Source organism: Microcoleus sp. A003_D6 (assembly GCF_036702825.1).
Classification (GTDB): Bacteria; Cyanobacteriota; Cyanobacteriia; order Cyanobacteriales; family Microcoleaceae; genus Microcoleus.
This window is the reverse complement of record NZ_JAUBWA010000117.1, coordinates 1-22558: the sequence shown is the minus strand read 5'-3', so window position 1 is coordinate 22558 and position 22558 is coordinate 1. Positions and strand designations below refer to the sequence as shown.

The following is a 22558-nucleotide window of genomic DNA, read 5'->3' as shown; positions in this document are numbered from 1 at the left end:
CTATCCTTTCTCTTCGCTGTGCTTACCTCAACGGTCAACTTTCAATTTGATATATTTGCCAAAGTGAGATGCACCCCCTAGCGGCTGAATTATAACAGTATTTTCCTTGTCCGGCACAGACTGAATTTCTGTCCGAGTCAGATATGGAAAAAGCACGATTCTGGAATAAAATTGTGCATAAGGTGGCGCCAAGAGCACAGGCAACCAAGGCAATCAACTAGCCTGAAAACTAAAAAGTAATTCCCAAGATAGATAACTAATTCTGTCTCTCGGTAGATACTATAATTTATAGCAGATGCTTTAAGAGGGCGCTGATATACGATCGACAGCTCAGACCGAAAGACATACAAACGACTAATTGATGGAAGCTTGGCAAACCCCACAAACTAATTTAACCGACATTCCGATCGCCGAGGAACTGTCGCGCCGCATCCCTCGATCGCACGATCTCAAAGCAGAAAACCGGGCGCTGCAAATGCTGGCCCGACAACTGGCAACCTCGCCCCGCACTCTGCTCAAAACACTGGTTGCGATCGCTAAAGATTTGTGCGGCGCAGGAAGTGTCGGAGTCTGCTTGCTAGAAGAAAATGCAGCATCCGAACAAATCTTTCGCTGGGAAGCCTTGGCGGGCGCGTGGGAAGCCGCAGAACACACAAACACACCCCTCACACTGCGTTTGTCGGGAGCCGGGAGCGATCGCCAAACACCCCAGCTTTACTTCGCTCCAGAAAAATACTTCACCGACTTGCAGCAGCTAGAATTGCCGATCGCCGAAGCGTTAGTCGTGCCGCTGCTAGCAGAAAATCAACCGCTGGGGGCAATATGGATTGTATCTCACCAGGACGATCGCCAGTTCGATGCCGAAGACTTGCGGATCGCGATCGCCCTGGCAGACTTTGCCGTTGCCGCCGTACAAATCGATCGCGCCGATCGAACCAAAGAAGCTTTGCGAAAAAGCGAAGAACGCTGGCAGCTAGCCTGTGCCGGCAGCAACGACGGCATTTGGGATTGCAACCTGAAAACAAATTGCCATTTTCTGAGCGATCGCTGTTTAGAGATTTTGGAACGTCGGCCCGAAGAAGTCAAGGACTACAGCCAATTTTTAAGCTGCATTCATCCCGATGATTTGGAGATCGTGCAAAGCAATTGGCAGCAGCACTTGCATCGAGAAACCTCACATTACTGCTGCGAGTACCGCATTCGCTGTCGGGACGGGCGCTACAAATGGGTTTTAGCCAGAGGGCGAGCAATTTGGGACGAATCAGGCAATCCCGTGCGGGCCGCGGGCTCCCTCACAGATATCAGCGATCGCAAACAAACTGAAATTGCCTTAAAACAAAGCGAAGAACGTTTGAGCATCGCCATCGAAGGCTCAGGCATGGCAACCTGGGATTTAGACGTGCGAACAAATCGAGTAATTTGGTCGGCGACCCATTTCAGCATTTTGGGCTGCGAACCGACACCCGACGGCGAAGCAACCGTTGCTGTGTGGCAAAACTGCGTGCATCCAGACGACTTAAAGCAAGTCTTGCAGGCAGTGGAAACAGCTCGGCAAACGCGATCGATGTACTCCCCCGAATACCGCATCATCCGCGCCGACAGCGGAGAAATCCGCTGGTTGAACTCGTTCGGGCGCTATCTATACGACGCGGCAGGCTCCGCAGTGCGGTTTATCGGAGTATTATTTGATGCTACCGATCGCAAAATGGCCGAACTCGCCCTGCAAGAAAGCCACAACCGTTTCCAATCAGCTACAAGGGCGATCGACGGCATGGTGTTTGAGTGGGATTCGGCAGCAAACTCAGTTTACCGTTCCGAGGGACTGTTCTCGATCGTCGGTGTCCGCTCAGAGGATGCACAGACAACACCAGAGTGGTGGAGACAACGCATCCATCCCCTCGATTTGGCGCGCATCCAAGCCGGGGCGGACTCAATCTTAAGTGCCGAGCGCTACGAAATCGAGTACCGAGTCCGGCACGAAGACGGGCGCTGGATCGATGTTTGGGAACGCGCCTGTTCGATCCGCAACCAGCAAGGCGAAGCGACCAAAATAGTCGGCTTCACCAGCGACATTACCAAACGCAAACAAACAGAAGCAGCACTGCGCGATCGTGAAACCCACCTGGAGTTGATTCTCGACAGCGCCAAAGACTACGCCATCTTCACCCTCGACACCGGCGGACACTTTACCAGTTGGAACTCAGGCGCCGAGAGATTGCTGGGCTATACCGAAGCTGAAATCGTCGGCCAGCACGGACGGATCATCTTCACCCCAGAAGACTCAGCAGCCAGAAGGCCCGAAACAGAAATGCACAGCGCCCTAACTCAGGGAAAGGCAGAAAACGAGTGCTGGCACGTCCGCAAAGACGGCAGCCGCTTTTGGGGCAGCGGGCTGGTGATGCCGCTGCGCGACGCAGCCGGGGAGGTGCAAGGTTTCCTGAAAATCATGCAGGACAAAACCGAGCGCCGCCAAATAGAAGAAGCACTGCGGCAAAGCGAAAATATCTACCGCACCCTCGCCGATGGCGTCCCAGAATTAATGTGGATCAACACCGCCGACGGCAGGTTAGAGTTTTGCAACCAACACTGGAAAAGTTACACGGGCATCATGCCAGAATTTCCGCTGCCTGCGCCGGTGCTGCAATTATTTCATCCCGAGGATCTGCCAACAGTTGTCGGCACGCGCACTGCTGCGATTCAAGCAGGGGAAGCCTACGAATTTGAGTGTCGGGTGCGTAGGTTTGACAACACCTACCGCTGGCATCTAGCGCGACTTGTACCCGTCAAAGATGCGGGGGGACAGGTGGTGCAATGGGTCGGGATCGGCATTGATATTGACGATCGCAAACGAGCCGAAGAAAGCTTAGCAGAAAGCGACCGCCGCTTCCGCTTCCTGGCTGAGTCGCTGCCCCAACTGATTTGGAATGTAGGCCCCGCCTGGGAACTTCGCTTTGCCAATCAAAAATGGTCGGAATATCTGGGAATGTCTTACCAGGAAGCCGCTCAAAACAATTGGGAGTCCGTGATGCCGCCGTCGGATTTGGCAGAATCTGCTGCCCGCTGGCAAGAATGTCAAATCACCGGAGAAGTTTATCAAGTTGAGCTGCGCCTGCGGCGGGCCTCCGACCAAATGGAACGCTGGCATTTGTGCCGCGCCCTCCCCTTTCGCGACGCCCGGGGTGAGATTGTCGAGTGGATCGGCACGAATACCGATATTCACGATCGCAAAAGGGCCCAACTCGACGAGCAGTTTATCTCAGGGCTGGAAATCCGCTTGCGCCAGCGCTCCAACCCCGCAGAAATGTTGTGGGAAGCCATGCACAGTCTGGGAGAATATCTACAGGTCGATCGCTGCATATGGCACGAAATCGATGCAGCAGCCGGACTAGCAATTATCGATCGAGATTGGCACCAGCCCGGCGATGCCAGCATCGCCGGTACCTATCAAATCTCAGACTTTAGTACGCCAGAACAGAAAGCTCTGTATCAGGCAGGTCAAACAGCAGTCATCTCAGATATCGCTAATTGCCAGGATACAGCGTCTTTCGTCGATAAATACGGTGTCATTGGCATTCGCGCTTTGGTCTGTGTTCCCTGCCTTCAGGACGGGCGCTGGGTGGCTGTTTTGTTGGTGACATCAAAGGCGGTTCGGCAGTGGCGGGCCGATGAAGTTTCGCTGATGCAAGAAGTTGTGGCTCGCCTCTGGACGGTGATCCAGCACGCGCGAACCCTGTATGAGCTGCACGAAAGCGAGGCTCGGTTCCGCGCTCTAGCTGACAACATCGCCCAGTTGACCTGGATGACAGATGCCACCGGCTGGATTTTCTGGTACAACCAGCGCTGGTTTGACTACACGGGCACCACCCTAGAAGCAATGCAAGGCTGGGGCTGGCAACAGGTGCACCACCCGGAACACGTCGATCGGGTTGTCGCAAATTTTAGGCGCTGCATTGAAACAGGCGAACTCTGGGAAGATACTTTCCCTTTGCGCGGCAAAGATGGATCGTACCGCTGGTTTCTCTCCCGCGCCGTGCCGATTCGCGACGAGCGAGGCAAGCTGCTGCGCTGGTTCGGCACTAACACCGACATTACCGATCGCCTTCTAGCAGAAGCGGAACGGGAACGCCTGCTAGCGCGGGAAAAGGCAGCCCGGGAAGAAGCAGAACAGGCTAACCGCGTCAAAGACGAATTTTTGGCTGTTTTGTCCCACGAATTGCGGACTCCCTTAAACCCGATTCTGGGCTGGGCGAAGCTGCTGCAATCGAACGTTCTGACACCGCAAAAGCAGCGTTACGCCTTAGAGACGATCGAGCGCAACGCCAAACTGCAAACCCAGCTTATCGAAGATTTGCTCGACGTGTCGGGGATTCTGCAAGGCAAGCTCAGCTTGAATATTGTACCTGTGGATTTAGCCGGGGCGATCGCCAGCGCCATTGAAACGGTGCGTCTGTCGGCCCAAGTCAAGTCGATTCAAATCAGCACTCAATTTGCACCGAATCTCGGGCAGGTGTTGGGCGATGCGGGCAGACTTCAGCAAGTCGTGTGGAATTTGCTGTCAAATGCCATCAAGTTCACCCCGCCGGGAGGCAAAATCGAAGTCAAGCTCGATCGGGTTGACACCGACGCCCAAATTACTGTAACTGATACGGGAAAAGGCATTTCTCCTGATTTTCTGCCCTACGTATTCGACTACTTCCGGCAAGCTGACAGCACTATTACGCGCAAGTTTGGCGGATTGGGTTTAGGATTGGCGATCGTCCGCCATCTCGTCGAACTCCACGGCGGCACGGTGAAATCCGACAGTGCAGGCGAAGGACAAGGCGCGAAATTTACTGTCAGGATACCCATGATGCCCGTGCAACCTCAGACAAGTCCTGTGGCGACTGCGCCGGAGCAATCCTTCAATTTGAGCGGTATCAAGGTGTTAGCGGTGGATGATGATGCCGATGCGCTAGATTTGGTGGTTTTTCTGCTTGAGGATTGTGGGGCAAGCGTTACAGCAGTTGCTAACGCCGCCGATGCTTTGGCGGTTTTAACCCAGTCAGTGCCTGATTTGCTGTTGAGCGATATTGGAATGCCCGACACAGACGGTTATATGTTGCTGTGGCAGGTTCGGGCTCTGCCGCCAGAGAAAGGGGGACTGGTGCCGGCGATCGCCCTCACCGCTTATGCTGGAGAAATTGACTATCAGCAGGCGCTGGCTGCTGGGTTCCAGCGGCACATTTCTAAGCCTTTAGACCCCGACAAGTTGGTGCAGGCGATGTTGGATTTGCTCGATCGATCTGGTGAAAAGATTTTTTAAGGGCTTTTTTGTGTGTCAAAAGTCTTTATTTAATGAACCGCTTTCGTCGCGAAGGACGCGAAGGAAGAAAGGAAGAAGAAAGGAAGAAGAAATATTATTTCCGTTTGACTTGAACTTGTATGATGTTAAATTTTGTACGGGCGGGTTCGCCAACAATAATTGCCCATAATCTACAATCTCATAAACCCGCCCCCGCCAGCGACAATTCCGATGCTACCGGATTTAATATAAGTAATCTTAAGTCTGGTTATGTCTGATTAGACATCTCTCATAATTTAATTATTGTGGAACAGGCATCCTGCCGGTTCAAGACTTGCATTTCACTCCTATGTCTCTTGATTCTGAGGGTGCGATTGTCGATCGATCGCGCATCATCATCTCCAACAAAAAAACCTCACAGATGGAGGTTTTTTGATGATTATTGGCGATCGTCGGACAGGTTAAAACATCCTGTCCCTGCATCGTACCCATAGCCCTAAAACTGGAGGATTAACGGTAGTCGGTGCGAACTGCCGGGTCGCGATCGCCTGTTGTAGTGGTATGGCGGACTGTTTCTTCGCGTTTTTTGGGAATCAAACCGAACAAGCCCGATAAGCCGAGCAAACCCAACCATCCCCAATCAAAATCGCGATCTGTCTCAGCACTGTAGACATCGGAGCGAGGAGTTGTGGTGGTTGTGCTGTTAGTACCGGGAGCTGTATCTGTCTGAGCTGAAGCTGGCAGATGAGCTGGTACAATTGCTAAACCAGCAGCTATAATTCCTGCACCGATTGCTTTGGATAAGTCAGAACGTTTCATAATTCAAATGCTCTCTGTTGGCAACAATCTTTTACTATCACCACTATATCGATCGGCTATTAAAGTTAAATCCACCTCTAGCAGTAAACACTGCTAAGTTCCACCTATTACTACAGATTGATATCAAATTTTTAGCAGCCGCACGAAATTAAACATTGCTCGCAAAGGCCGGAACGGCACTCTGACGAGGGTCTCACACCTCGCTCGCCGGTGAGGTTGAGGCACTTTAGCCCAACAAACAATGTACTGTTGACAAAAAAAGGTAAACTCAGATATTGCACAGACAACAGTTGGAACTCGATCGACGGAGATAAAAACTTTTGGGAATAGAGCTACGCAGCTACGTATTTCTAGACAACTTGCAGCCGCAGCACGCAGCATATATCGGCACAATCGCCGCCGGATTCTTGCCGCTGCCTGGGGATGCGTCGCTGTGGATAGAAATCTCGCCCGGTATCGAAATTAACCGAATTACCGATGTCGCCCTCAAATCTGCCTCCGTGCGCCCGGGAGTCCAGATAGTCGAACGCTTGTACGGCCTGCTGGAAGTACACTCGGGCCAGCAGGGAGAAACCCGGGCCGCAGGCAAAGCAATTCTAGAATTCATCGGAGTCCGCAGAGAAGAATGTATCAAACCGCGCGTGATTTCCAGCCAAATTATTCGCAACATCGACCCCCACCAAACGCAATTAATCAACCGCAGCAGGCGCGGACAGTTGCTGCTGGCGGGACAAACTCTTTATGTCTTAGAAGTAGAACCGGCGGCCTATGCAGCGCTGGCGGCCAATGAAGCAGAAAAAGGTGCATCTATTAACATCTTAGAAGTTCAAGCTGTCGGCAGTTTCGGACGGCTTTACCTCGGCGGAGCAGAACGAGATATTATCGCAGGTTCCCAGGCAGCAATTGCGGCGGTGGAAAGCGTGGCTGGTCGGGAAAATCCAGCAATTTTTGGTCGCAAGGAATAGCCGTTAAAGGAGATGCAATTATGGCAAACACACAGCATTTAGCGCTCCTGAAAAAAGGTGCAGTTACTTGGATTGAATGGAGAAATCTCAACCCCAATCTAGAACCGGATCTCAGCGAAGCTAACCTCGCCGAAGCAAATCTTAGAGGTGCGTATCTTTGGCGGTCGAACCTTTTTAAGATAGACTTGTTTAAGGCTAAATTAATTTCGGCAAACCTCGCCGAATCTAACCTCAGTTTAGCAAATCTTGCCGGAGCGCAACTGCTAGAAACTAATTTGATTAAAGCCAATTTAACGGGAACCAACCTCCAAGCGGCTGACCTCAGAGGAGCTGATTTGAGCGGTGCTAATTTAATTGGGGCGGACTTCAGCGCTGCCAATCTCCAACAAACCGATTTAGGAGAGGCGAATTTAATTGGTGCGGTGATGTTTCGAGTTAATGCGATCGGCGCGAACCTCAACTGTGCTAATCTCAGTCAAGCCAATCTCCCTCAAGCCGAATTGATTGAAGCACAGTGTTATGCTGCTAATTTTTATAAAGCTAATTTCACGAAAGCTCACCTAACTGGAGCTTATCTTTTTCGCGCAAATCTCAGTTTTGCGGAGTTGAGAGGCGCTGATTTCCGGTGGACAAACCTTGGCAAAGCTGACTTGAGAGGAGCGAATTTGACGGGGGCAAATCTGAGAGGAGCGAACTTGGCGGGAGCTAATCTGGCTGAAGCTATTTTGAAAGGAACAATCATGCCTGACGGCAGCATTATTTCATAAATATTGGATAATATTTAGTCCTGTAAAATAACCGCGATAGTTAAAAAAAGCCAGTTGCGCGTTTACCGACAGCATCGCCAAAACATGAAATTTTGGGACGGGTTCAGACTTTCTCTCTCAAACAAATCCGAGATGAAAGTAAACCCGCCTCGGCTCAAAACTCGCAACTGTCGATCGACTAATTTTTGCCGGCCGGCGATACTTGATAAAGTCCTCTGACCGGGCCTGGATCGGTCTGTGAATCTTGCTGCTGTGTTGGAAGTGTAAACTGATCTTGGAGCCCGGCGGGAGTGGCGAAACAGCCGCTCGGTTGAGGTGCAAGCTGGCAAGCGGTCGGCAGCGCCATGACTGAGGAATCGAAGGGATTGACGGCATCCGGGACGCGGAGAATCGGGTCGCTGGAAACTTGCCGCTGCATTACTCGTCGGTAGAAGCCGTTGACGCGGCTGGCATCCCGCTCGATTTCTTTTTCGGGAAAGGCAACGACGCCGCTGGGGGAACCGATGCCTAAATAGTCGCCCAAATAACCTTGCAAGCTGACGTTGTGGTAAAAGTCTCCTGAAGCTTCAAAGAATTGTCGGTTGAAGTCGTCAGCAATCGGGTGAAATCGAGCTGTTTGTGCTTGAGCTGGTTTGACGGATGCCATTGCGACAGAGGCGATAGCGAGAATCAACGCGCTGCTCAGGGTTTTTAACTTTTGACTCATTTATTTGGGCCTCTTTAATTAATTCCGATTCCAATATAAACTGATTATCGGCGGATTATTTGTGTTTTCTACAGGGTGTAAGTTATGAATGCTGAGGATTTAAAGGTGTTGCGCGATCGACTTCTAGATTTGTTGTGCGAGTTTGCCTATCGCGAAGGTGATTTTGTGCTGTCTTCGGGGCAGAAAAGTTCTTATTACATTAACTGCAAACCGGTGACGCTGCACGCTGAAGGTGCTTTGGCAACGGGACGTTTGCTGTTGTCGATGTTGTCGCCGGATGTGCAAGCTGTGGGCGGTTTGACTTTGGGTGCTGACCCGATTGTAACTGCTGTGAGTGTGGTTTCGGCTCTGGAAGGTCGATCGATTCCGGCGCTAATTGTCAGAAAGGAGACGAAGGGACACGGGACAATGGCATATATTGAGGGGCCGATTTTGCCAGAGGGAACGAATGTGGCGGTTTTGGAGGATGTGGTGACGACGGGCAAGTCGGCGATGCAGGCGGTGGAACGGTTGCGGGGTGCCGGTTATAAAGTCGATCGCGTGTTGTCGCTGATTGACAGAGAGCAAGGTGGTGCCCAGTTTTATCGCTCTGTTGGATTGGACTTTGAAACTGTTTTTACGATCGCGGATCTTAAGGAATGGATTAGTAGCAAAAAATAGGGATGTAAATTTATTGTAGGCCCAGTTGGGTTGGGCGATCGACATAACACTATAAACATAATCCCGTAGGGGCGGGTTCACCCTGAACTCTGCCTTAAAACCAGAGGATTTGTAAGCCCGCCCCCACCCACTCTGGCTCGTATTAACAATGCTGCAAGATATCAATCTTAACCAGCCAGTTTAAGGCTATGAAAACCATCCGTTTTATTGACTTATTCTCAGGAATAGGCGGCATGAGATTAGCCTTTGAATCCGCCGCTCATTCCTTGAATCTGGAAACAGAATGCGTATTAAGCAGCGAAATCAATCCCGACGCTCAATTAGTTTACCAGAAAAACTTTGCCGACACACCTTTAGGCGACATCCGACTAATTAACCAACTACCAGAACATGATATTTTACTAGCGGGATTTCCTTGTCAGTCTTTCTCCTATGCTGGCAAAAAATCAGGCTTTGGAGACACCAGAGGCACCCTATTTTTTGAGATTGCAAGGTTAATTGATACCTTTAAACCTCAAGCATTTATTTTCGAGAACGTGCGGGGGCTTGTCAGCCACGACGGCGGCAGAACCCTCGAAACTATTAAGGGCGAAATTAAAAGCCGAGGTTACAGCTTCGATTATTTTTTGCTCAACAGCTCTAACTTTAGTTTACCTCAGAACCGCGTCCGAGTTTACCTAGTAGGAATTTTAAATGCTTCGCCCCAATTTGGCTTAATTTCCGACTTAGGCCCAAAAGATTCACATTCCTCTAGTCATCAACAGCTATCGTTCTTTTCCCCGTTAAGTAAACCTGTCACAGTTGCAGATATTTTGGAAGACCATCCAGAGCCAAAATATGATTGTTCGCCAGAATTTGTCAACGCATTGAAACAAATCGTGAACAATGATTTAAATCGCTTGCACGGAATGCGGCTAATTGACTATCGCGGCGGCAATTCGATTCATTCTTGGGAACTGGGTTTGCGAGGTGAGTGCAGTTTAGACGAAATTGAATTAATGAATCTTTTTATATTAAAAAGGCGCAATAAAGAATTTGGAGCTGACCAAGATGGCAAGCTATTAACTAAAGAGCAAATAGCTACTTTTTTTGCTCATCCCAATCTCGATGAAATTCTGGATTCCTTGGTCACAAAAAAGTACCTGCAACGGAACAACAATCAGTACAAACCTGTATCCGGTAACTTTTCCTTTGAAGTCTATAAATTTCTCGATCCGCAGAAGATTTCTGTAACAATTGTTGCCAGCGATGCGAATAAATTAGGTGTTTATCATAACCGCAGACTCCGCCGAATTACTCCCCGCGAGGCGGCGCGGTTACAAGGTTTTTCCGATAGTTTTGTACTGCATCCTAATGATGATAAAGCTTACTATCAATTGGGTAATAGTGTCAGTATCAATGTAGTTAAAACTGTTGCTCTAGAAGTGATCCAGAATGTTTTGTCCTCTACCAAACAAAAAGTTAGTGCTTTGTGAATTGGGAACGGTGGGCGAATTAATCCGCCCACCTGATTAAGATTCAATACGGTTCACTTAAGACAGATCCCCCCTAACCCCCCTTAAAAAGGGGGGGACAAGAATGCCCTCAAAGTCCCCCTTCTTAAGGGGGATTTAGGGGATCTCCGGGGCATAAATATGTTAAGTGAACCGTATTGGATTAAGATTAGCTTTGGGCTACAGGTTCCTTAGCCAAAAACTTCTCTAATTCCGTCAAAGCATCGGCATCAACCTTAGTCTGCATCGGACAGAACTTAGGCCCGCACATCGAACAGAATTCAGCAGTTTTGTAGATATCCGCCGGCAAAGTTTCGTCGTGATATTCCTTTGCCCGTTCTGGATCTAATGACAGCTCAAATTGACGGTTCCAATCGAAATTGTAACGCGCTTTCGAGAGTTCATCATCGCGATCGCGCGCACCCGGACGGCCCCGTGCAATATCCGCAGCGTGAGCCGCAATTTTGTAAGCAATCAGCCCGTTTCGGACATCCTCAGCATTCGGCAATCCTAAGTGTTCCTTCGGCGTCACGTAGCACAGCATTGCAGTACCGTACCAACCAGCCATCGCGGCCCCAATTGCTGAGGTAATGTGGTCGTATCCAGGCGCAATATCTGTCACCAACGGCCCCAAAACATAGAAGGGTGCTTCGGAACATTCCTCCATTTGTTTCTTGACATTAAACTCAATTTGATCCATCGGCACGTGTCCGGGGCCTTCCACCATTACCTGCACGTCATGTTCCCAAGCTTTGCGAGTTAATTGTCCCAAAGTTTTGAGTTCAGCTAATTGAGCTTCATCCGACGCATCGTGAGTGCAGCCGGGGCGCAGAGAATCTCCCAAACTAAACGAAACATCGTATTTTTTGAAGATTTCAATGATGTCATTAAAGTGAGTGTAGAGGGGATTTTGTTTGTGGTGGTGCAGCATCCACCGCGCCAAAATGCCGCCGCCGCGAGATACAATTCCAGTCAGCCGATTTTTGACTAACGGCAAATGCTCGATCAGAATTCCGGCGTGAATTGTTTGGTAATCAACACCTTGTTGAGCGTGTTTTTCGATGATATGCAGAAAGTCATTCGGTGTCAGACTTTCCATATTACCGTGAACGCTTTCTAAAGCTTGGTAAATTGGTACTGTGCCGATCGGCACCGGTGAAGCTTTGATGATCGTAGTGCGAATTTCATCCAAATTCCCGCCGCCGGTGGACAAGTCCATCACGGTATCAGCACCGTATTTCACTGCTAATTTCAGCTTGTCAACTTCTTCTTCCATATTGGAAGAATTGGGAGAAGCACCGATATTAGCATTGACTTTGCATTTAGAGGCAATGCCGATCGCCATCGGTTCCAAATTCGGGTGATTGATATTAGCCGGAATAATCATCCGTCCCCGCGCTACTTCGGCGCGGATCAGTTCTGGCGGGAGATTCTCTCGCTTAGCAACAAAGTGCATTTCCTCAGTAATTACACCTTGGCGGGCGTAGTGCATTTGAGATACATTGCTCTGCCCGCTACGCTTAGCGATCCATTCGGTACGCATATTTAATTTCCTTGATAAACAGCTTCCCTCCGCTGGTATTACCCAGACTCAGGTTCTAAGGGTGTTTTCTCAGCCCGGATATTCGGGCACCCCTAGCTAAGCTGTTGATTGTATCACCGATTTCTGTACCAGATGAAAGCAATTAAGGAAATCTTAATATAAACAATGCGGTGAAGAGATCGAAAGTGCGATCGACCTTTTGGGGCTTCTGATATTTCTGCTGTTTAAAAAGTGCATCAAGCGAAGCTATACCGAAGGGAATCGCACCCCATTTAACAACCTAAAAACAATCACACCTCATCAGGATTAATCCCCATTTCGCGCAATTTTGCTGCTAGGCGATCGGCGCGTTGTTTTTCTTCCTCCGCGCGAAGGTGTTCTTCTTCAGCGCGAAGGTGTTCTTCTCCAGCGCGAAGGCGTTCTCGTTCCGCCCGCAGGTGTTCTTCTCGGGCACGTTCCTCCCCAATTAACAGCAAATTTCCTTCACTATCCCACCAACGCAACCAAGGTAAATTCATCTCATCATATTCACCTTGCCAAATTCCCAACTCAACTCCAAGCTGGGGAATCGGATAGCGACCTCGCTCATTTGCACTCATTAGCTGATAGCGATTATCCTCTAAATGATACATTTCTACAGCCGCTTTTTTCACTTCATAAATTCCGTAAAAAGGCACGCGAATCGCCTGTTCGTAAACCCAAAATTTGCCCACCTTTTGTTCTTCGGCTCGATCGGGTTCGGGTGGCGGCGTTCTGTCTCGCTCTTCTGAACCGTTCCCGGACACAAATTCCAAAACAATCAGCGGTGCAACGTATTCTTTCCACAATACATAAGAACGTCGCACCTCACCATTTAATAGTGGGGGAACATTCGGCACATAAAACCAATCGGGCGCTTCGGCACCGCGTTCTAGAGGGTCAGTTAAACGCCAATAAATCCCGCAATCTTGGCCGATGCGGTAGCGTCCGTCTGGATGAAGTTGTTGCAAAATTGGTCGGAGTGAATCAGTGAGAATAATGCTTTGAGGAAGTTCTTGAAAGTTTTTCACAAAAGTACCGTCCGACTCTGGTAATTCAGTGTGATCTGGGAGATGGGTGACTTCCAATTCAAATGATTTGGCAATAGTCATAAAACTTGAACTGATTTGAGTAATTAAACTTATTATAGTAGAAGGAAGTTCGGCAACGGATTTGGTAACGGATGTAACGGATGTCAGTCAGAACGAAGAAGGAAGAAGCCGACATTTTGCGATTTGAATTCGCCCCCTAAATTAGTAAAATTTAATTATAAAAAATTCTATTAACCCAATATAAAATCAACGCTCACTTCTAAATCGGGAAAAGCCAGCGGCGCAACTTGTTGACCGCGCCAAAACTTGAGCATTAAACTATAGCCGTTCGGGCCTGGCTGACGGTAAACTTCCAAACAATTTTCAACTAAATCTACCAGCCAAACTTCTTGAATGAGCGATCGCGCGTAAATCGATACTTTCACATCTCTGTCATAATCAACCGTACTATCTGAAACCTCAACTAACAGCAAAACTTCAGACGGTACTGGATGGGCTGTGGCGTAGTAATCAGCACGAGGTTGCAGCAATACAACGTCCGGTTGAGGTTCAGTGCGCTCAGTCAACTGAATAGGGTCTTGCACGCCAATAATAGCTTGGTCATCGGGAATAATGTTAAACTGTCGCAGCAGGCGCTTTACACAACTTGCGTGACGAGTACCAATTGCTGCCATTTGGATAATTTCTCCTTCTATCAATTCCACTCGGTCATCTTCACCCAAAATGCCAGCTTCATTCATCAGGTGGTATTCTTGCACTGTAAATAGCCGTCTTTGCATCTGAACAGACATAACTATTCTCCTTTTTCAGCATTGAGTCTCAGCTTACCACTTTATTTTGAGAAATAGCAGTAGTTCCAAACAACAAAAAACCACCCCAAACGAGGTGGCATATAAACAAAATTTGTAGATGACGATCGCTAGAACAAGAGGAGAAAACTGCTAACAAAGCAGATTTTGCCGATCGTCCCAGGGAAGGCAATCCCCACCCTACTAACAGCCTTAGATGAGAGTGATACTTGTTGCCGCTGTACTGCCGAAGCTGTAGCCAGCAGTGGGGTTAGCAAGACCTAAGCGCACAGTCCCATTATTGGTACTAAATTGGTTGTCTTGAAGCGTAAAGGTCTGGCTGAGTTGGCCGTCGGCGAAGGACAACGTGCCGCCAGTGGGGCCGCCCGGGCTCAGCAGGTAGTCGGTACCAAATACAGGTGCAGGGCCGCTGCCTGGAGTACCCGCCAGAATAATATAATCAATCGATGCTGCACCTAAGCCGCTCGATCGGGTAACTGTAACCGTTGTGCCGCCGCCCTGAGCGGCGATCGTGCCGTAATCAGACGCACTATACTGGAAGACATTGCCAGACGCACTGCCGCTACCGTCAATAATGTCTAGTCTTGCTGTTGACGGAGTGCCGACGGGGCCGTTGTTGAGAAATAGGTTAACAGTCTCAGTCATTTCAGGCACAGTATCAGGATTGACAAAGATGCTGAACGTCTTGGAAGTTTCCCCAGGGCCAAAGTTGAGTACACCAGCACCAGAGGAATAATCAACCGAGCTCCCAGTCGATAGGGCAGTGCCGTCAAGAGTACCGTAGCTAATGCTTGCGGGAGCGGTATTGGGGCCGATGCGATTGACTGTCACCGTAGCAAAGCCAGATGATTCCTGAGTGCTGAAAGTAGCCGCACTAAAAACAAACTGGGTTCCTGTTGATGTTGCTGGAGTTGGAGTCGGAGTTGGACTCGGTGTCGGAGTCGGTGTCGGAGTCGGTGTCGGCGCAACATCATTAATCGTCAAGATTGCCGGATTGCTGCCCACAGTACCGCCACTGAGAACTAAGTTGACAGTTTCTGGGCCTTCAGCAATCGCATCAGTCAAAGCAGGGACTGTGAAACTGGCGCTATTTTGCCCAGCCGCAAAGTTCAGCGAACCAGCCGCCACCGTGTAGTCAGGCGCAGTCCCGCTAGAAGTAGCCGAACCGTCAACAGTAGCGTAGTTAATCGTTGCTGCACCAGTGCCGCCGGTGCGAGTCACTGTCACCGTAGCCTGACCGCCTTCGTTGACAGTGTAATTACCTCCATCGAACTGGAAGACACTCGCAGGAGTCGGCGTCGGAGTTGGAGTTGGAGTCGGCGTCGGGCCAGTTCCACCATCAAAAATCGTCAGCGTTGCCGGATTGATATTACCTACATTGCCATTGCTCAGGAATACATTCACCGTTTCTGCCCCTTCGCTAATAGCATCAGCCACCGTCGGGACAGTGAAAGTCGCGCTAGTTTGTCCAGCCGCAAAATTCAGCGTACCAGCGGTAGGGCTATAGTCCGCAGGAGAAGAAGCGGAACCGTCAACTGTACCGAAATTAATGGTTTCGGGAGCCGAAGTATTGCCCGTGCGAATTACTGTCACCGTACCGGCGCTGCCTTCGGGAGTAGAGTAATTATTTGTGCTAAAGCTGAAGACACTTGCAGGAGTCGTTCCCGGCGTCGGTGTGGGCGCTGGGGTTGGAGTCGGCGTCGGTGTCGGTGTCGGTGTCGGGAATCCAGCCGATTGGAACCATGCCGGATTCGCGCTCAGTTGGGCTGCGCTAAAACCTTGGATGTTGACTAAATACTCGCCTGTGCCGGTATCGCGAACTAGGGTGTTGCCGATGCTAATGCCGTTAGAGCCTGTACCGTCGATGAACTGCAAGTCGCTGAATTGCAGGCCGCCAAATAACTGGATGACATCGTTGCCTGCGACTCGGAAGTCGGTAATTACGTCGGCATCGGGGATTCCGGGGCCGCCGGTGGTGGCTGTGGGTTTGCCGTCGCCGACTCGCCCGATCGCAAAAATGTCATTTCCACCGCCGCCGCTCATTGTATCAGAACCGAGGTCGCCGTAGAGTACGTCGTCGCCGAGGTCGCCCAGCATCAAGTCGTTGTTTTTGCCGCCGAACATCGTGTCGTTGTCTTTGCCGCCGAACATCAAGTCGTTCCCGTCGTTGCCGAAAATACTGTCATTGCCGATGTCGCCTCTAACTAAGTCGTTGCCTTTGCCTCCGTATACTTGGTCGTCGTCTTTGCCACCGTATGCTTGATCGTCACCTTCGTTGCCGTTGACAATATCGTTGCCGGGGCCGCCGTATATGAGGTCGTTTCCTGACCCTGAATTGATCGCATCATTGCCGTCTAGTCCGCTGATGGTATCGTCGCCTAGCAAGCTGCCTAGGCCAATTATGCGACCGTCTGATAGATTGCCCGGTATGAGATCCGCGCCGAGAGTTCCTGCTATGTTTGCCATTTTTTTTAACTCCACAGGTTAATTGTTTTTGCTTTTGGTAGAAGCACCTGTAGAGATTCTTCAGGTAATATTGCGGTGTTTAAATTAACAGATGACTAGGAGAAAAACCTGTTATTTATGTCAGTATTTACTAGAGTTTCCCCCCACCAAGTAATCGCCCAGTGCAATTTTTTGCTGTCGGGCTATTTTTGCAACTGTATTTCCGCTTCGATGTCCTCTTAATAGTGGAGAATAATAATGCTGTAGCAATGTTCCCGAAACTTTCAATCTTTTATTATCAGAATTAATACCTATTTAACTTAGGAAATGCTTGCGATAGAGCGAGTGCTATTACTGCCAGGACTTAAGCTATATGTTTCTATTAAATCAATCAGTTTCAGGACATTATTTGAAAATATATGTAGAGATTTAATGCCGCCAAAATTCGTGTTCGCACGAAGCCGTACACAGTTTGCGCAAAAAAAAATGGGTGCGGACAAAGCGGTGCACCTGATATCACGTACGGTCAATTACCCGTAACAAAAATGTTTGTCTTGAGGACTTTAGTTCTCATAAAATTATGATGAATAAAGTCCTCAAAACGAACTGATTTTAATGAACGATCGCAAATAAAATAAAATTAGAGTTCGCACGGATAGTTGCACCTTGCGCCTAACTAAGTGTCCGAAGATTCATCGGATTTTGGCTGGTTCTGAATCTCTTTTTCGCCGGCAGCAAATCCTTCTGTATCTTGCTTTAATTCCGATACAACTGCGCCTCGATCGCGCCAAGCTTCGGCATTTTCTGGTTTGATGGCAATAGCTCTATCGTAAGCTGCCATTGCTTCCTCATAGCGCTTTAATTTTGACAAAGCTGTGCCGCAGTGGTGCCAAGCATCGTAGGAGTCTGGCTTAATAGCAATCGCTTTCTCATAAGCTGCGATCGCTTCTTCATTGCGCTGCAATTTTGCCAAAGATTCGCCTTTACCAAACCAAGCTTCGTAACACTCGGAATTCAAGGTAATTGCTGATTCGTAAGATGCAATTGCTGACGAGTGCTGCGACAGTTTGTCGAAAGCTGTGCCTCGGTTGTGCCACAATTCAAAATTCTGCGGTTTAATGGCAATTGCTTTGTCGTAGGATGCGATCGACTCTTGATAGCGCTGCATTTTTCCGAGCACAACGGCTCTATTGTACCAAACTTCGTATTTGTCGCCCCGGAGACCCAGAGCTCGATCGTAAGAATCAATAGCATCGCTGTAACGGAGCAGTTTCCACAGCATATTGCCTCGATTGTACCAAGTTTCGTATCTCTTGGGATTGAGAGCAAGAGCGCGATCGTAAGAATCGACTGCTTGTGCATACTGCTGTATTTTGCCCAGCATCGCGCCTCGGTTGTGCCAAATTTCGCTGTCGGTTGTTTTGATAGCTAGGGCGCGATCGTAACTGGCGATCGCTTCTTCGTAATGCTGCAATTTACCCAACAAAGCCGCTATGTTGTGCCAACAACCGTATTTTTGGGACTCGCTCGAACTTGCTCGCTCGTAACAGGCGATCGCCTCTTCGTACCTGTGCAATTTTCCCAGCAAAATCGCTTTATTATACCACGCTTCGTGGTTATCCGGTTTAATTGATATTGCTTGCTCGTAACAGGCGAGTGCTTCTTCCTGGCGCTGCAACTTTATTAACACATTTCCGCGCCAATACCAAGCCTCATCCAAATTATTATTCGCTAAAATAGCTTTTTCAAAGCAGACTACTGCCTCATCATAATTGCCTTGAAAATAAAGCCCTTCGCCTTGCTTGATATAATCGTCCGCAATGAAATTTTCCCCCTCGCTAGCAGGTTCCGTTTGCGACTTTTGGGAATTGTTTAACTGCGGTTGAGGTGCGAGTTTGACAGCTTCTTCGGCAACAACTGCGTGAACTTGGGAGATTTCTTGAACAATTTGAGATTTTTTCTCGTAAACTTCTGTTAGCAAAACTTGCAAGTGCATCAGAAATTGAGATTTGAGAGTTTCAATTTGCTCGACGGAAGATTTGGAAATTTCAGTTTCTCTCGTTAAAAATTCTATCGATTGTTTAGCTGCACTCATTTGCGCTTCTAATTCATCCCTCAACTTTTGAGTCAGTTGGCTAGAATTAAGCAGCTCTGATTCCAATACACCAATGCCCTGCAATCTTTTATTGGCATCAGCAACCAACTGTTTGACTACCAGCCGCCGCATCAGCCAAAAAAAGGCAATTGTCACCGGTGGAAATACAGTACCAAGAATTAGCAAAATATTGAGCAGAGCTATGGTATTATTAAAACCGTATCCAGATTCAGCACTGCCAGTAGGCGGGGAGATAAAAGCGAAAGCGTCGCGAACTTGGGGATTGCTGTCAACCCCGGTTTCTATTAATTTAGCCAGCCAGGTTTCTTGTAAAGATTTTATTAGTTCATCGCCGGATGCAGCAGGAGTATTCGCCTTGGTTTTTGCAGCAGGAGATAACTCCGGTTGAGCGGCTGCTACCAGCAAACCTGTCGGCGATTTTACCGCAATTCGCGGGGAAAATTGTTCGTGGGCGATCGTCTCCGGCGCGCTAATTGAATCAGCCGGACGGGATACGGTATTATTTATGGCATCAACAAAGTTGCTAGGGGTAGGTGTCGCAGGAGAGATGGGAGGTGGAACAGGAGTGGCGCTAGTATTAGCAGTTAAATTCTGGGATGCGAGGGCGGCCAGAGTCAAGAGAGCTACATTTGATACCCGCATAAACGTCAACTCACCTAGGAGAAATTAGTGCTTGCTTGTCAGCGATCGGGCGATCGACCTCATAGCCTCAGCAGTTAGAATAACGGAGATGAGGAATGCTGGCGATGCTATCTCCAAAATACGCGCGGAGTCTGACTTGTCAGGAAAAGTGCCAAAAATTCTAGCTGTGGAACTTTTTTGAAAGAATATATTCTCGCGCCTAATCCGGTTGAATAACCCTCGGAATCATCGGGGCGGGTTTACCAATCTGCACAATTAGCCCCATATCCGGGTGAACCCGCCCCAACCGACCCGATTTTTAGCTCTAAACCCCAGCTAAAATTGCTTCCGGCTGCTGACTTTGTGCCGTCACTTCCTCTAAATCAGCGCCGTAAATTTCGCAGCTATTGTTCGGACTTTCAACCAGCTTAATCTTGTGCAACTCTGCGCCCAATTCCCGCACGGGCGATCGCAACAATTGCCCGATCCGAACCGCAATATTTTCCGCAGTCGGCACAACATTTTCAAAATAGGCAATATCCTTATTTAAAAAAGTGTGATCGAAGGGTTCAACAACATAATCGTCAACGGCTTTTTGCAAAGCTCCCAAATCAGCAATCATGCCAGTCCGCGCATCAATTTCCCCTTTAACTGTCACCTCTAAATGATAGTTGTGACCGTGACCGTTAGGACGAGCACATTTGCCGTAAATTTCCGAGTTTTCTTCAAAACTCAAATCTGGACGAGCCAACCGATGGGCGGCGCTAAAATGAGTAGACAGAGTTAGATAAGCTTCCATTCCGTTTCCTAAATACTCAGCCCAAAGTTCGGGGTGTTCAAACAATTGAATTTTGCTCACAGGCAAATGAGGAGCTAGCCGCAGCCAAATTTGCCGTGCTATGTTTTCCGTAGTTGGCAGAGTCTGCTCAAATTCCGGCCACGCTTCGTTAAGGTAGGAAAAATCGAGACGGTTGGTAATTTCCCGCTTGATGACGTGCTTGACATCCGACAGGTTGAGCACCATCCCGTACTCGTCGAGTTCTCCTATCATGGAAACGTAAAGGACGTAATTGTGTCCGTGTCCCGGTGCGCGGGCAGTTGGGCCAAACCGCTCAAAGTTCTCGGCTTCGCTCAACTCCGGCAGCCAGTACCGGTGACTCGCCGAAAACTGTGCCCGACGATTGATGATGCACTGCATAAAAGTCAAGTAGGGTAAGCTTGTTAAGTTCTGTAAAGGACTCGCTTCTTAAGGATAAACTAATTTTTGCTGGAATTTTTCGATAATTTGAGGGTGCTGTTAATGAATTTCTACCAATTTTCCAGATATTGGCAACACATCGCCGATCGAGCCGCAGGACCTATTTTGCGCCACAACACAGATATCCTGGAGAAAATACCGCTACAAAACAGTTTCTCGCCTTCAGTTGCTAACCAATCACTTACGAGTTTTTAAGAAAGTACGCGCTTTTCGGATCTATCCCGAACGCGCGTGCGAGCCCGTTGCGGTAGGGAATCGACCTTTTTTGCAACACAGGGCACTCCACATTTAGATTTTTTCGTCTAAGCTCTGCAATAGTTAGCTGTTGGCGGTTCAATTGCGCTCAAAACCGATCGCCCATTATCAATCACCAATTACCCATTACCAAATATTAATGAATTGGATTACTGAACGAGCCGATCGCTTTTTTGAAAATTTGTCTGGTGCGATGACAACCCCGCTATTTTATGTCGGGGACACTCATCTGTCGATCGGCGCGATCGTCAAACTGATACTCTTAGCTATATTTGCCTTCATTATAGCTCGTCTCATCAGTGAAGGAATCAAGCGCAGCCTGCTAGTTCGGATGGGATTGGAGCGCGGCAGTCGAGAAGCAATTTCCACCATCATCAGCTATATTTTAGCAACACTTGGCTGTATATTCGTCATGCAAGGTGCCGGCATCAACCTCACTTCTCTCACCGTCTTAGCTGGCGTCGTCGGCATTGGTTTCGGCTTCGGCTTGCAAAATCTAGCCAGCAACTTTATCAGCGGTCTAACCTTGCTATTCGAGCAGCAAATTAGAGTCGGAGACTTTATTGAAATAGACAATTTATTAGGAACAGTAGAAACAATTTCTATCCGTTCGACAATTATTAAAACCATTGACGGACTGTTTGTAATTATACCAAACATTAAGTTTGTCGAAACTAACATTATTAACTGGAGTTATAGAGACCCCAGATGCCGCCTCCACATCCCCATCGGCGTTGCTTACGGTTCTGACCCAGTAATAGTTACGGAAGCGCTGTTAATTGCGGCACGGATGGAATCGAATGTTTTGTCCCATCCTTCTCCTAAAGTATGGTTTTGCGGTTTTGGAGATAACGCTTTAAATTTTGAACTTTTAGTTTGGATTGACCAACCGCAAGAAAGCAATGCCATTAAAAGTGCGGTCAATTTTTTAATAGATTACGAATTGCGCCATCGAAATATCGAAATTCCTTTTCCGCAGCGGGATTTGTGGTTGCGCAACCCGCAAGAGTTAACTAAACTTTTTCACGATCGCAAAGACGATAATTCCAACGGCAAAGTTTTTCCGCAGAATGCCAACCATTCAGCAGAAGTTAAATCTAATTCAACAGTTTCTGAACATAAAAATTTAGGTTCTAATTCTGAACATAAAAATTTAGGTTCTAAATCGCCTAATAATTGGAATCTGCGAGATTTGTTGCGACGAGTAACTTATTTTGAACAGTGTACGGATTTAGAACTGCGACAGTTAATTGAATACGGCTACCGACAACTGTTTCCAGCGGGACAAGTTGTATGTAAAGAAAATGACCCGGGCGATTCTTTTTATATTATTCTTTCGGGTACTGTAGAAGTTCTTTCTCAAAAAGCCGATCAGTATATTGCTACGCTTCACGAGGGCGAGTTTTTTGGGGAAATATCTTTGCTGTTGGGAACTCCGAGAACGGCGACTGTTAAAACTAGCGAAGATGCAATTTTGTTTGTGGTGGAACGCCACGACTTGCAAAAGCTTTTAATAGAACAACCGAATTTAGCAGATCAGATTGCTCGAAAATTGTCGGAACGCCAGCAAGCTTTGAGAGATTTGGGATTGTTAGATAACGATTCTCTGGGACAAACTCCTTTTATTAAGATTCGCAAGCGAATTCAAGTTCTTTTTGGAATTTGACATTAAATAGTCATTAGTCATTAGTCATTAGTCATTAGTCATTAGTCATTAGTCATTAGTCATTAGTCATTAGTCATTAGTCAT

General features: G+C 48.3%; 15 protein-coding genes and 1 riboswitch. Of the genes, 7 read left to right on the top strand and 8 right to left on the bottom strand.

Translation table 11 applies throughout. The features are described 5' to 3' along the window. Positions 1-361 precede the first annotated feature (361 nt). Positions 362-5302, top strand: coding sequence for a PAS domain-containing protein (locus QUB70_RS25480; protein WP_332984228.1), 4941 nt, complete (start codon positions 362-364; stop codon positions 5300-5302). A 489-nt stretch (positions 5303-5791) separates the two neighbouring features. Here QUB70_RS25480 and QUB70_RS25475 read toward each other — a convergent pair whose 3' ends face one another. Beyond that, positions 5792-6100 carry a WGxxGxxG family protein gene (locus tag QUB70_RS25475; protein WP_332984227.1) on the bottom strand — a complete coding sequence of 103 codons (309 nt, stop codon included), beginning with the start codon at positions 6098-6100 and terminating at the stop codon, positions 5792-5794. A 320-nt stretch (positions 6101-6420) separates the two neighbouring features. Here QUB70_RS25475 and QUB70_RS25470 point away from each other — a divergent pair, with 320 nt between their 5' ends. Next, positions 6421-7065, top strand: a complete 645-nt coding sequence (locus QUB70_RS25470) for a hypothetical protein (protein ID WP_332984224.1) — start codon at positions 6421-6423, stop codon at positions 7063-7065. Positions 7066-7085: 20 nt separating this feature from the next. Further along, complete coding sequence (locus QUB70_RS25465; RefSeq protein ID WP_332984223.1) at positions 7086-7832, top strand: pentapeptide repeat-containing protein; 747 nt, start codon at positions 7086-7088, stop codon at positions 7830-7832. Between the two features lie 178 nt (positions 7833-8010). Here QUB70_RS25465 and QUB70_RS25460 read toward each other — a convergent pair whose 3' ends face one another. Beyond that, a complete protein-coding gene (locus tag QUB70_RS25460) occupies positions 8011-8538 on the bottom strand; it encodes a hypothetical protein (RefSeq protein ID WP_332984221.1) in 528 nt (175 codons plus the stop codon). Between the two features lie 84 nt (positions 8539-8622). Between QUB70_RS25460 and pyrE the strand changes: the two genes are divergently transcribed. Then, a complete protein-coding gene (pyrE, locus tag QUB70_RS25455; protein WP_332984220.1) occupies positions 8623-9198 on the top strand; it encodes an orotate phosphoribosyltransferase in 576 nt (191 codons plus the stop codon). A 188-nt stretch (positions 9199-9386) separates the two neighbouring features. Beyond that, the gene (gene dcm / locus QUB70_RS25450; RefSeq protein WP_332984219.1) at positions 9387-10673 is read left to right on the top strand and encodes a DNA (cytosine-5-)-methyltransferase; all 1287 of its coding nucleotides are present in this window, start codon (positions 9387-9389) and stop codon (positions 10671-10673) included. Positions 10674-10860: 187 nt separating this feature from the next. On the opposite strand, the gene thiC is transcribed toward dcm, so the two are convergent. The 5 genes from thiC to QUB70_RS25425 all read right to left on the bottom strand — a co-directional run bounded on the left by thiC (position 10861) and on the right by QUB70_RS25425 (position 19316). Further along, positions 10861-12234 carry a phosphomethylpyrimidine synthase ThiC gene (gene thiC, locus QUB70_RS25445; RefSeq protein WP_332984217.1) on the bottom strand — a complete coding sequence of 458 codons (1374 nt, stop codon included), beginning with the start codon at positions 12232-12234 and terminating at the stop codon, positions 10861-10863. Between the two features lie 7 nt (positions 12235-12241). Beyond that, a riboswitch (TPP riboswitch) is annotated at positions 12242-12338 on the bottom strand. 186 nt (positions 12339-12524) lie between these two features. After that, positions 12525-13364 (bottom strand): Uma2 family endonuclease, encoded by an 840-nt coding sequence (locus QUB70_RS25440; RefSeq protein WP_332984216.1) that lies wholly within the window; start codon positions 13362-13364, stop codon positions 12525-12527. Between the two features lie 170 nt (positions 13365-13534). Further along, positions 13535-14095, bottom strand: coding sequence for a Uma2 family endonuclease (locus tag QUB70_RS25435; protein WP_332984215.1), 561 nt, complete (start codon positions 14093-14095; stop codon positions 13535-13537). A 210-nt stretch (positions 14096-14305) separates the two neighbouring features. Then, the gene (locus QUB70_RS25430; RefSeq protein WP_332984213.1) at positions 14306-16579 is read right to left on the bottom strand and encodes a Calx-beta domain-containing protein; all 2274 of its coding nucleotides are present in this window, start codon (positions 16577-16579) and stop codon (positions 14306-14308) included. A 655-nt stretch (positions 16580-17234) separates the two neighbouring features. Beyond that, a complete protein-coding gene (locus tag QUB70_RS25425) occupies positions 17235-19316 on the bottom strand; it encodes a tetratricopeptide repeat protein (protein WP_332984212.1) in 2082 nt (693 codons plus the stop codon). 31 nt (positions 19317-19347) lie between these two features. Between QUB70_RS25425 and QUB70_RS25420 the strand changes: the two genes are divergently transcribed. Next, complete coding sequence (locus QUB70_RS25420; RefSeq protein ID WP_332984211.1) at positions 19348-19497, top strand: hypothetical protein; 150 nt, start codon at positions 19348-19350, stop codon at positions 19495-19497. A 123-nt stretch (positions 19498-19620) separates the two neighbouring features. On the opposite strand, the gene QUB70_RS25415 is transcribed toward QUB70_RS25420, so the two are convergent. Beyond that, positions 19621-20493, bottom strand: coding sequence for a 6-carboxytetrahydropterin synthase (locus QUB70_RS25415; protein WP_332984210.1), 873 nt, complete (start codon positions 20491-20493; stop codon positions 19621-19623). 454 nt (positions 20494-20947) lie between these two features. On the opposite strand from QUB70_RS25415, the gene QUB70_RS25410 reads away from it, so the two are divergent. Then, entirely contained in the window at positions 20948-22474 is a 1527-nt protein-coding gene (locus QUB70_RS25410) for a cyclic nucleotide-binding domain-containing protein (RefSeq protein WP_332984209.1), read from the top strand. Positions 22475-22558 lie beyond the last annotated feature (84 nt).